The 11,470-nt window shown below is 69.6% G+C and carries 10 protein-coding genes and 1 pseudogene; 5 read left to right on the top strand and 6 right to left on the bottom strand.

Features of this window, described 5'->3' with window-relative positions:
* Positions 1-15 precede the first annotated feature (15 nt).
* From ACQPZW_RS25795 to pflB, 4 genes are all read right to left on the bottom strand, one after another.
* Positions 16-384 (bottom strand): hypothetical protein, encoded by a 369-nt coding sequence (locus ACQPZW_RS25795; protein ID WP_433788594.1) that lies wholly within the window; start codon positions 382-384, stop codon positions 16-18.
* Positions 385-623: 239 nt separating this feature from the next.
* On the bottom strand, positions 624-1,232 hold the full coding sequence (locus ACQPZW_RS25790; protein ID WP_433788593.1) for a hypothetical protein: 609 nt from the start codon (positions 1,230-1,232) through the stop codon (positions 624-626).
* A 292-nt stretch (positions 1,233-1,524) separates the two neighbouring features.
* Positions 1,525-2,280 (bottom strand): pyruvate formate-lyase-activating protein, encoded by a 756-nt coding sequence (gene pflA / locus ACQPZW_RS25785; RefSeq protein ID WP_433788592.1) that lies wholly within the window; start codon positions 2,278-2,280, stop codon positions 1,525-1,527.
* A complete protein-coding gene (gene pflB, locus ACQPZW_RS25780; protein WP_433788591.1) occupies positions 2,280-4,523 on the bottom strand; it encodes a formate C-acetyltransferase in 2,244 nt (747 codons plus the stop codon). Before pflB ends, pflA begins: the two co-directional genes overlap by 1 nt.
* Positions 4,524-4,778: 255 nt before the next feature.
* Here pflB and ACQPZW_RS25775 point away from each other — a divergent pair, with 255 nt between their 5' ends.
* Genes ACQPZW_RS25775 through ACQPZW_RS25765 form a run of 3 tightly spaced genes read left to right on the top strand, consistent with a single transcriptional unit; the run spans position 4,779 to position 6,185 of the window.
* The gene (locus ACQPZW_RS25775; RefSeq protein ID WP_433788590.1) at positions 4,779-5,474 is read left to right on the top strand and encodes a CBS domain-containing protein; all 696 of its coding nucleotides are present in this window, start codon (positions 4,779-4,781) and stop codon (positions 5,472-5,474) included.
* A gap of 25 nt (positions 5,475-5,499) precedes the next feature.
* The gene (locus ACQPZW_RS25770) at positions 5,500-5,721 is read left to right on the top strand and encodes a hypothetical protein (protein ID WP_433788589.1); all 222 of its coding nucleotides are present in this window, start codon (positions 5,500-5,502) and stop codon (positions 5,719-5,721) included.
* Positions 5,718-6,185: a nitroreductase/quinone reductase family protein gene (locus tag ACQPZW_RS25765; protein WP_433788588.1), complete on the top strand. Its 468-nt coding sequence runs from the start codon at positions 5,718-5,720 to the stop codon at positions 6,183-6,185. Before ACQPZW_RS25770 ends, ACQPZW_RS25765 begins: the two co-directional genes overlap by 4 nt.
* Before the next feature lie 138 nt (positions 6,186-6,323).
* Here the strand turns inward: ACQPZW_RS25765 and ACQPZW_RS25760 are convergent, their stop codons facing one another.
* The gene (locus ACQPZW_RS25760) at positions 6,324-6,662 is read right to left on the bottom strand and encodes a hypothetical protein (RefSeq protein WP_433788587.1); all 339 of its coding nucleotides are present in this window, start codon (positions 6,660-6,662) and stop codon (positions 6,324-6,326) included.
* 9 nt (positions 6,663-6,671) lie between these two features.
* On the bottom strand, positions 6,672-9,332 hold the full coding sequence (ppdK, locus tag ACQPZW_RS25755; RefSeq protein WP_433788586.1) for a pyruvate, phosphate dikinase: 2,661 nt from the start codon (positions 9,330-9,332) through the stop codon (positions 6,672-6,674).
* 171 nt (positions 9,333-9,503) lie between these two features.
* Between ppdK and ACQPZW_RS25750 the strand changes: the two are divergent.
* Both ACQPZW_RS25750 and ACQPZW_RS25745 read left to right on the top strand, forming a co-directional pair.
* Positions 9,504-9,905: pseudogene (locus ACQPZW_RS25750) on the top strand (response regulator); the annotation flags it as partial.
* A 166-nt stretch (positions 9,906-10,071) separates the two neighbouring features.
* The gene (locus ACQPZW_RS25745) at positions 10,072-11,466 is read left to right on the top strand and encodes a cytochrome ubiquinol oxidase subunit I (RefSeq protein WP_433788585.1); all 1,395 of its coding nucleotides are present in this window, start codon (positions 10,072-10,074) and stop codon (positions 11,464-11,466) included.
* The last annotated feature ends 4 nt before the right edge of the window (positions 11,467-11,470 follow it).

Below are 11,470 nucleotides of genomic sequence, written 5' to 3'. Positions count from 1 at the left end.
AAGCGCTTCCCCGCGTTACCGGCGAAGTGCCGGTAGGTGCGTGGGCCACCGCCAAACTGGCCAGCCTGGTCGAGCGCCCGACCATGGGCAGATCCGCCATCTGGCGCCCAAACTCGGTTCTGTCCCGTCAAGATCAGCCCGGCGGTCACGGCGGCGAGGTGGGCGGTCACGACCGGCCAGCGCCCGCCCGATCGAGGTCAGCATCGCCCGCAACGGCTCGCTGCGACGAGCCCGACGACGCGTCGGCCCGCTGACCTGCTCGACGAACGTCCGCAACTCGCAGGCGGTGTTGCTGCAGAAGAAGCGGCGCGCCGTCAGGCACAGCTCTACCAACCGGCCCGCGACCGGCAGATCAGCCAGCCGGCGCTGATACCGGGAATGCACCCGCCCGGACCCCGCCTAGCACCCAGGGCAGAACTGCACAGCGCTTCGCGCCGCTGCGCGAAGGACGACACCAGCGCTGGTTTCGATGACTTCGTGGACCTCTACGCCATCAAGAGGCGGCAGCAGCCTGCCGATGACCTCATCACACCATCACCCAACGATCGATCATGATGAACATCGATCACTCTTGACGGGGCAGAATCGAGCGTTGTGTTGCTCCGGCTACCGTGACGCTCGGACTACTCCAGGACGACAGCGGCCGGAAAGTCGGCCGGTTCACAGTGGCGATAGGCGGTGGTCAGCGCCTGCGGCGGGAGGCCGAGAGCCTCGATGATTGCCCAGTGCTGGACCTCGGCCATCACGTGCGGGGCGTCGATCTCGCCCCGCAGGGCGGCGCCGATGGCGTTCAAGTCGGGTGGGCCGGCCGCGAACGGGGCGAAGGCCGCCGGGTCGTCGCCCACCGGGCCCTCGGGGATCTGGAAGTCGACCGGGTAGACGACGTTGTCGATCATCGGGTGGAACTGGCCGTCGTCGTCCTCGAACATTTCCACCAGCATCTCCGCGTCGGAGATGTAGGTGTGGACGGTCTCGCCGTCGCGGATCACGTAGCAGCGGACGAGGTCCGAGTCGAAGACGTACATCGCCAGTGTTGGACGGCCCAGGCGCACGCTCAGGTCCGCGCCGATGGAGCGGACCGGGGCGGTGTCCCGGTCACCCTCCTCGGGCAGCACCGCCACCCGATCCTCTGCCAGTGGCACGACGATCGCAGTGACCCCAGCATCGCGGAGCGCGTCCACGGTCGCGTCGAGGTGAGCGGCGACCAGCAGAGTCTCGTATGTTGATCCCATCAGGGGCGAACCTTAGCCCTTCTTCAACGGACTGCAGCACATCTGACCGATCTCCAGCTCCGGTGTGGTCGAAGGCAATGCCAACCGGATCAAGATGGTCAAATGGCTTCGAGCTGCTCCGCAACCGAGTCTTGCTGGCCCAATGACCCTGAAGACCAATCACTTTTCACGGGACAGAACCCCAAACTCGCGAACGAAGCCACACAGTCCCGGGACTTCTTTCCTGTGCCACCTGGCACAGGCAACGGGCTCTCACCGGCATCCGGTGAGGGCCCGTCACATGTAGCGCGTGTCAGCAGACGGTCAGCCCGTGCGCCCGGAACTGGCCCCGCACCCGTTCCTGCAGCGCCGCGTCGGGCGGTGGGGTGTCGGCGAGCGGGAAGGGCAGGCCGAGAGCGGCGTATTTCGGGGCGCCGAGACGGTGGAAGGGCAGCACCTCGACGCGTTCGATCGTGGGCACGCCGGCCGCGATCGCGGCGACGGCGTCGACGTCGGCCGGGTCGTCGGTGAGGCCGGGGACGAGCACGAAACGGACCCAGATAGGTGTGCCGCGGTCGGCGAGGCGGTGCGCGAATCGTACGGTGGGCGCCAGGCGCCCGGTCCGGGTCACGGTGCGATAGGCGGCCGGGGTACCGGATTTGATGTCGAGCAGCACCAGGTCGACCGCGTCGAGCAGGTCGTCGTCGGCGCGGTGACCGAGGAAGCCGCTGGTGTCCAGGGCGGTGTGCAGACCCATCTCCCGACAGCCGCGCAGCACCTCGCGGGTGAACGCGGGCTGCAACAGCGGCTCACCGCCGCTGAGGGTGACACCGCCGCCGGCCACCTTCAGGAAGCGCTCGTAGCGGCGGATCTCGGTGAGTAGGTCGTCGGCGCCGGTGGTCCGCCCGTTGCGGCGCTGCCAGGTATCGGGGCTGTGGCAGTACTGGCACCGCAGGGGACAGCCGGCGAGGAACGCGACGAACCGGGTGCCCGGCCCGTCCACTCCGGTGGAGATGTCGAAGGAGTGGACGGAACCGGGCACCCGGGTCGGCGTGGTGGCACCGGTCATCAGAGCGATCCGTGGAAGGTGCGGGAGATGACGTCGCGCTGCTGTTCGGCGGTGAGCTTGACGAAGTTCACCGCGTACCCGGAGACCCGGATGGTGAGCTGCGGATACTTCTCCGGGTGCGTCATCGCGTCCTCGAGGGTGGCCCGGTCGAGGACGTTGACGTTCATGTGGAAGCCGCCGCCGTCGGTGTAGCCGTCGAGGACCCCGGCCAGGTTGCCGATCCGCTCCGCACGGGTGTGCCCGAGGCCGTCCGGGGTGGCGGTGATGGTCAGCGAGATGCCGTCACGGGCCGACCGGTACGGCAGTTTGGCCACCGACAGCGCGGCGGCGACCATGCCGTGGGAGTCGCGGCCGTTCATCGGGTTGGCGCCGGGCGCGAACGGCTCGCCGGCCCGCCGGCCGTCCGGGGTGTTGCCGGTGTGCTTGCCGTAGACCACGTTCGAGGTGATCGTGAGCACCGACAGGCTGGGCTCGGCATTGCGGTAGGCGGGCTGCCGGCGGATCTTGTCCATGAACCGCTCGACGAGGTCCACCGCGATCGCGTCCGCCCGGTCGTCGTTGTTGCCGAACGCCGGATAGTCGCCGTCGACCGCATAGTCCACGGCCAGTCCATCGTCGTCGCGCAGCACCTTGACCTGGGCGTGCTTGATGGCGGAGAGACTGTCCACGGCGACCGACAGACCGGCGATGCCGGTGGCCATGAACCGGTGCACCGGGTAGTCGTGCAGAGCCATCTCGAGCCGCTCGTAGGCGTACTTGTCGTGCATGTAGTGGATGACGTTGAGCGCGTCGACGTAGGTCTCGGCGAGCCAGTCGAGCGTCCGGTCGTACGCCGCGAAGACCGTCTCGTAGTCGAGCACGTCGTCGCGGATCGGAGCGGCGGCCGGGGCGACCTGGTCGCCGGTCATCTCGTCGCGGCCGCCGTTGATCGCGTACAGAAGCGCTTTGGCGAGGTTGGCGCGGGCGCCGAAGAACTGCATGTCCTTGCCGACGCGCATGGCCGACACGCAGCACGCGATCGCGGTGTCGTCGCTGTAGGCGGGCCGGATCAGATCGTCGTTCTCGTACTGGATGGCGCTGGTGTCGATCGACACCTGGGCGCAGAACCGTTTGAACCCGTCGGGCAGGCCGGGTGACCAGAGCACTGTCAGGTTCGGCTCCGGGGCGGGCCCGAGGTTGTAGAGGGTCTGCAGGTACCGGAAGCTGGTGCGGGTGACCAGCGGCCGGCCGTCGTGCCCGATACCGCCGAGCGCCTCGGTCACCCAGGTCGGGTCGCCGGAGAACAACTGGTCGTACTCGGGGGTGCGCAGGAACCGGATGATCCGCAGCTTGATGACGAAGTCGTCTACCAGTTCCTGCGCCTGCTGCTCGGTGAGCGTCCCCTCGGCGATGTCACGCTGCAGGAAGATGTCGACGAAGGCGGCCGTGCGCCCGAGCGACATCGCGGCGCCGTTCTGCTCCTTGGTGGCGGCCAGGTAGGCGAAGTAGAGCCACTGGATCGCCTCCCGGCCGGTCGTGGCCGGCACCGAGATGTCGTGGTCGTAACGGTCGGCCATGAACCGTAGTTCCTCTAGCGCCCGGATCTGCTCGGCGAGCTCCTCCCGGTCGCGGACCACACTCTCGGTGGAGAGCCGGCTGTCCAGCGAGACCTTGAGCTTGCGGCGTTCGGCGACGAGCCGGTCCACGCCGTAGAGGGCGACCCGCCGGTAGTCGCCGATGATCCGGCCGCGGCCGTACGCGTCGGGAAGGCCGGTGATGATGTGCGACCGCCGGGCGGCCTTCACATCGGCGGGGTAGGCGTCGAACACGCCGTCGTTGTGGGTCTTGCGGTACTGGCTGAAGATCGTGCGGACGGCAGGATCGAGCCGGTAGCCGTACGCCGCCAGGCCGGCCTCGACCATCCGCAGTCCACCGTTCGGCATGATCGCCCGGCGCAGCGGCGCACTGGTCTGCAACCCCACGATCAGCTCGTGGTCCCGGTCCAGATAACCGGGCTCGTGCGAGGTGATGGTGGACGGGGTGTGCGCGTCCACGTCGTAGATGCCGCGGCGCTGCTCCTCGACGAACATGCGCTGCAGCTCACGCCAGATCCGCTCGGTCCGGTGCGTCGGCCCGGTCAGGAAGTCGGACCCGCCGGTGTACGGCTCGACGTTGTCGTGGATGAACGCGCCGACGTCGATCGACTTGCGCCATCCGGTGCCGCGGAATCCGCGCCAGGCGTCGTGGGATGTGGTGGCGGTCATGGCCCCTCCTTGGTCTCCCTCCAGCTTTGCCGCCGCAGCCGCCCGCCGGTCAGGGCCGGAGGTCCCGGACGGCCGGGACCGTCCGGGACCTCCGGATGCGGGCGCGATCTCGTCGGCCCTGGTGGGCGGACTCGCGGCAGCAGGACGAGGCGGGTCGGGGCGACACCGGCCGGCCCGCGGAGGGCTCGGGCCCTTCGGCCCTGCCTGCCGGGATGCCGTGCTCCTAGCGTGATCGCAAAGAGCTCGGGAGGGCTGATGAAGACCTGGACCGTGGACGATGTGATGACCAGGGCGGTCGTGTCGGTACCGGCAACCGCCTCCTATCGAGAGCTGGTCGATCTGCTGATCAGCCGCCACTTCAGTGCGGTGCCGGTCGTGGACGACTTCCAGCGCGTGGCCGGAGTCGTGTCCGAGGCGGACCTGCTCCGCAAGATCGAGTACGCGGGCGACGAGGACGCCCGGTTCTTCGAGAGCCGCCGCCGGCGGGGAGAGCGCGCCAAAGCTCTCGCCGGAACGGCGGCGGAGCTGATGAGCAGCCCACCGGTCACCGTCCTGGCCGGCACGCCGATCGCCGCGGCCGCCCGAACCCTGGACGCCGAACAGGTCAAACGCCTGCCGGTGGTGGACGACCTGGGCCGGCTCGTGGGCATCGTGACCCGCGGCGACCTGCTGAAGGTGCACCTGCGACCGGACGACGAGATCTGCGCGGACGTGCTCGCCCGGCTGTCCACCTGCCTCCTCGGCGACGCGGTCGACGGCGAGCCGGTGACCGCGCAGGTGCAGCAGGGTGTGGTGACACTCACCGGCCGGGTCGGCCACCGCTCGACGGTCGACCGGTCGGTGCGCTTGACCCGGCAGGTCGCTGGAGTGGTGCAGGTCGTCGACACGCTGGGATTCGACGTCGACGATCGCGAGATCCTCACCACCGGCACGGTCTTCGGCGTCGCATGAACAGGCATCCATCGGGAGTGGTCACATGACGTCGCTCAGTGTTCTCGACCAGCTGACGCTGCACGCCTTCGTCTCCGATCTCCCGGCGCCGTGGCTGCGCCGGCTGGCATCGGCGGGACGTCCGGTGTATCTCCCGGCCGGTCGGCGGCTGTTCCGGGAGGATGCCGTCGCCGACCGGTTCTGGTTGCTGCACGCGGCCCGTCTCCGGCTGGTCGAGCTCTACGCCTGCCCCGGAGCGACGTCGTGACCGGCCGCGGACGGTTCCGGCGGTGGCTGTACCGCGGCGGCCGGCCGAATCGGCTGGCCCGCATCCTCAATCGGATCTCCGCCGTACAGTTCGCCTCCGGGCGCCTGGCACCTGCCACATGGGTCACGCTGGAGGTCGTCGGCAGGCGCAGCGGGCGCATCGTCTCCTGCCCGCTCGTCATGACCGTCCACCAGGGCGAACGCTACCTCGTGTCGATGCTCGGCCGGCGGGCGAACTGGGTCGCCAACGTCCGCGCCGCCGATGGCGCCGCGGTCCTGGCGCACGGTTCCCGGGAGCCGGTCCACCTCATCGAGGTCGAGGTGGGGCAACGACCGCCGATCCTGCGGCGCTTCGTGGCGACGGCGCCGGGCGCCCGTCCCCACATCTCGGTCGGCCCGCACGCGGCCCTGGAGGAATTCAGTGCGATCGCCGCCGACCATCCGGTGTTCCGGGTCGCCAGCTGATGAGCGGGCCCGGATCGTCACGCCGAGCCGAAGCCATCAGCATCACGTCGTGTCCGAGCAGGCGGACGGTGAACACCGCCGACAGAAGCCGAAGCCGGCCGCAGACCGCCGGAGCGGGTATCTCGTGCCCTCCGAGCGTCACCGCTGCACGACCAGGCGATGGGCCCGCAACGCGTGCGCCCACCACGGCCGCGGCTGAGATGCCGCGGCGCGCAGCGGAGGGCAGGAGGCGCGTTTGACGCTGACCCAACCGCCGGGGCCCATGGTCACGGTGCCGACGGCCGGCTGCTGGCGCACGGCGACGGCCACGGCTGCCGCGGTGAGGACCGTGCCCGCCATGGCGGCGAGCACGATGGCGGTGACATCCACGGAGGGCACGAATCGGATGCCGTCGGCGCCGACGGCGTACGCCCCGATCTCGCGTCGCCCGACGCGCACGGTGACCAGATCGGGCCGGCCGTCGAAGGTCGTGGCCATGTCCTTCTCCTATCTGCTGTCGGAGACGGCCGCCGCGGTGGTCGCGGCCCGGCCGGCCTCGAGGCGGGCGATCGGCACCCGGAACGGTGAGCAGGAGACGTAGTCCACGCCGGCGTCGTGGAAGAAGCGGATCGAGGCGGGATCGCCGCCGTGCTCCCCGCAGACTCCGGTGACCAGCTCGGGGTGGGCGGCCCGGCCCCGTTCGACGGCGGTTCGGACCAGTTCGCCCACGCCGCCGGTGTCGAGGGTCTCGAACGGCGACGCGGCGAAGACGCCCAGTTCCAGGTACTTGCCGAAGAAGGCGCCTTCGACGTCGTCGCGGGAGAAGCCCCAGGTCATCTGGGTGAGATCGTTGGTGCCGAAGGAGAAGAAGTCGGCGTGTCCGGCGATCTGGCCGGCGGTGAGAGCGGCACGGGGAACCTCGATCATGGTGCCGATCCGAATCGGCGGGGCCCCGTCCACCGTGGCGAGCACGGATGCGGCCTCCGCCCGTACCATCTCGAGCTCTTGAACCGCGCCGACCAGGGGGACCATGATCTCCGGTCGCGGGTCGCCGCCCGCGGCGACCCGCGCCGCGGCGGCCTCCGCGATCGCCCGGACCTGCATGGCGAACAGACCGGGAACGACCAGGCCCAGGCGTACGCCGCGCAGCCCCAGCATCGGGTTGGCCTCGTGCATGCGGCGGACGGCCGCCAGTAGGGTGGCGTCGTGTCCCGGGTCGTCGCCGAGCGCGTCGGCGCGGGCGACGCGGGCGGTCAGTTCCTCCAGCGGCGGCAGGAACTCGTGTAGCGGCGGGTCGATCAGCCGGATCGTCACCGGCAGGCCGTCCATCGCGGTGAACAGGTCGACGAAATCGGCGCGTTGCAGCGGCAGCAGCGCCGCCAGCGCGGCCTCCCGTTCGGTATCGCCGTCGGCGAGGATCAGACGTTCGACCAGGATCCGGCGGTCGCCGAGGAACATATGCTCGGTACGGCACAGGCCGACGCCGGTCGCACCGAACCGGCGGGCCCGTCCGGCGTCCGGCCCGGTGTCGGCGTTGGCGTGCACGCCGAGCCGCGCGACGTGGTCGGCATGGGTCAGCAGACGCTGTACCGCGGACAGCAGCGGATCACCCGCCGGGGTCAGTTCGCCCTCGAAGTAGCGCACGACGGGGGAGGGGTGGACCGGCACGGCTCCGGCGTAGACGCGGCCGCTGGTGCCGTCGACGGAGATGACGTCCCCCGTCTTGACGGTTCGTCCGCCGACGGTGAACGAGTCCTCGCCGATGTCGAGGTCGTCCGCGCCGCAGACACAGGTCTTGCCCATGCCGCGGGCGACGACCGCGGCATGCGACGTCTTGCCGCCCCGGCTGGTCAGGATTCCCCGTGCGGCGATCATGCCGGGCAGGTCGTCGGGGTTGGTCTCCCGGCGGACCAGGATGACCGGCCCGGTCGCCGCCGCTGCGGCGGCGGAGTCGAAGACGACAGCGCCCACCGCGGCGCCCGGTGACGCGGGCACCCCGGTCGTCAGCGGCGCGGGAGCGGCGGTGGTGTCGAAACTCGGGAACATCAGGTGGGCGAGCTGCTCACCGGTGACCCGTTGCAGGGCCTCGTCGAGGGTGATGGCGCCCTCGTCGACGAGTTGCCCGGCGATGACGAACGCGGCGGCCGGCGTGCGTTTGCCGACCCGGGTCTGCAGCATCCACAGTTTGCCGTCCTCGATGGTGAACTCGATGTCGCACAGGTCCCGGTAGCGTTGCTCCAGCCGTTCCATGATCGACAGCAGTTGCCGGTAGGACCGGGGGTCGATGCCGGCCAGCTCGTCGAGGCTCATCGTGTTGCGGATTCCGGCGACGACGTCCTCGCCCTGGGCGTTGCGCAGGTAGTCGCCGTAGGCGCCGCGCCGGCCGGTGGCCGGGTCGCGGGTGAAGGCCACGCCGGTTCCGGAGTCGGCGCCGTGGTTGCCGAAGACCATCGCCATGACGTTCACCGCGGTGCCGAGATCGTGCGGGATGCGTTCCTGCCGCCGGTAGAGGACCGCCCGTTCGGCGTTCCAGGACGCGAAGACCGAGCCGATCGCCAGGAACAGCTGCTCGTGCGGCGCCTGCGGGAAGTCCCGGCCGGTGTGCGCGTGGAACACCTTCTTGTACGCCCCGACGACGTCCCGCAACTGCACGGCGGACAGGTCCGCGTCCGACCGCACCCCGGCGGCCGTACGAGCCGCCGCCAGCTCGACCTCGAACTGTTCGCCGGGAACGCCGAAAACGGTCCTGCCGAGCATCTGGATCAGCCGCCGGTACGAGTCCCAGGCGAACCGTTCGTCCCCGCTGCGCCGGGCGAGTCCCGCCACGCTGCCGTCGTTGAGCCCGATGTCGAGAATCGTCTCCATCATGCCGGGCATGGAGAACTTCCCGCCGGAGCGCACCGACACCAGCAACGGGTCGTCCGGGGCTCCCAGGATCTTGTCCATCCGTACCTGGACCGCTCGCAGATGCTGTTCCACCTCGTCGAGCAGGCCGACCGGCATCGATCCGGTACGCAGGTATTCCCGGCACGCCGCGGTGGTGATGGTGAAGCCGGGGGGAACAGACAGACCCATCCGGGTCATCTCGGCCAGGTTGGCGCCCTTACCGCCGAGCAGATCCTTGAGATCCTTGTCGCCGTCGATGAAGTCGTACACATACCTGGACATCCGAGCCTCGCCCTCATCGGTTCGTGGTCAGTCCTCTCTCTTGTTGGTAGCCCCGCCCTCGACCCACCGAGTAGGGCCGAACGTCCCGGCCGGACCGGCCCGGCAGGAACCAAGGTGAAGCAGGAGCGAGCCGAGCCCCACTTGGCCGCCGAGACCCGGTAGAAAGACGGAATGATCCGAGTCTTTCTGCTCGACGACCACGAGGTGGTCCGGCGTGGTCTGGCCGACCTGCTGCAAGCCGACGGCGACATCGAGGTGATCGACGAGTCGGGCCTGGCGCAGGAGGCGACCGCTCGCATCCCCGCGCTGCGTCCCGACGTGGCGATTCTCGACGCCCGGCTGCCCGACGGCAGCGGTATCGACGTGTGCCGCGACGTCCGGGCCATCGACGCCACGATCAAGGGCCTGATCCTGACGTCGTACGAGGACGACGAGGCGCTGTTCGCGGCGATCATGGCAGGAGCCTCGGGATATGTGCTGAAGCAGATCCGGGGCAACGATCTGGTCGACACGGTTCGCCGCGTCGCGGCTGGTCAGTCCCTGCTGGATCCCGCGGTGACGCAGCGGGTGCTCGCCGAGCGTCCACACAGCTGATCCGCAGCCCGAGACCGGCCGGTTTCCTGACAGGAACCGGCCGGCGGCATGTCGGGACCACGGACGGGACCGGGCGGGACTTTCGGCCCTGAGCGCGGGGTGGGGTGATCACCAGACTCAGGGCATCCGTGGAAAGGATCCCCCCGTGGACGCGCTCGACCTGGCTCGATGGCAATTCGGCATCATCACCGTTTACCACTTTCTCTTCGTGCCGATCACCATCGGCATGTCTGCCCTCGTCGCAGGCCTGCAGACCGCCTGGGTACGCACCGGCAAGGAGCACTACCTGCGTGCCACCAAGTTCTGGGGCAAGCTCTTCCTGATCAACTTTGCGATGGGTGTGGTCACCGGCATCGTGCAGGAGTTCCAGTTCGGCATGAACTGGAGTGACTACTCCCGCTTCGTCGGTGACGTGTTCGGCGCTCCGCTCGCGATCGAGGGTCTGCTCGCGTTCTTCCTCGAGTCCACGTTCCTCGGTCTGTGGATCTTCGGCTGGGACCGGCTGCCGAAGCGCCTGCATCTCGCCACGATCTGGCTGGCCGCGATCGGCACGCTGCTGTCGGCGTACTTCATTCTCGCCGCCAACTCGTGGATGCAGCACCCGGTCGGCTACACCCTGAACCCGGTGTCCGGCCGCGCCGAGCTGACCAGCATCGGGGCGGTGCTGACCAACTCCACGACGCTGGTCACCTTCCCGCACACCGTCACCGCCTGTTTCCTGACCGCGGGGGCGGTCCTGCTGGCGGTCAGTGCCTGGCACCTCAAGCGCCGCAACCAGGAGGACATCTTCCGTCCCGGCCTGCGGTTGGGCGCCTGGGTGGTGCTCATCGCCGGGATCGGCGTGCTGGTCACCGGCGACGTACAGGCCCGCATCATGACCGAGCAGCAGCCGATGAAGATGGCCGCCGCCGAAGCGCTCTACGAGACCTCGCAGCCGGCCGGCTTCTCCCTCTTAACGATCGGGTCGCTCGACGGCCGCGAGGAGTTGGCAAGCGTCCGGATCCCGTCGCTGCTCTCCTTCATGGCCACCGGCAGTCCGGACGGCGAGGTCGAGGGCATCAACGACCTACAGGATCGGTACGCCGAGCAGTACGGCCCCGGCGACTACACGCCCTCCGTACCGGTCACCTACTGGTCGTTCCGCCTGATGATCGGCTTCGGTGGCCTGGCCATGCTGGTGGCACTCGCCGCGCTCTGGGCCACCCGTCGCGGGCGGGCACCCACCGGCCGGTGGCTGTGGCCCGCCGCCATCGCCTCGATCGGCATGCCACTGGCGGCCAACTCGTTCGGCTGGATCTTCACCGAGATGGGCCGCCAGCCGTGGACGGTCTTCGGTGTCTTCACGACCGCCGACAGTGTCTCCCCGTCGGTCGGCGCCGGGGAGGTCGCCACCTCCCTGATCGTGCTCACCCTGCTGTACGGCGTGCTCGCGGTCGTCGAGGTCGGGCTGTTCGTCCGTTACGCCCGCGCCGGGGCGCCCGACATCCCGCCGGAAGCGGACAGCGAGTCCGAGGACCGTCCGCTCGCGTTCGCGTACTGAAAGG

This window comes from Actinoplanes sp. CA-252034 (genome assembly GCF_050956125.1).
GTDB lineage: Bacteria > Actinomycetota > Actinomycetes > Mycobacteriales > Micromonosporaceae > Actinoplanes.
The sequence above is the reverse complement of the archived record's forward strand: the minus strand, read 5'-3'. Positions and strand labels throughout refer to the sequence as shown.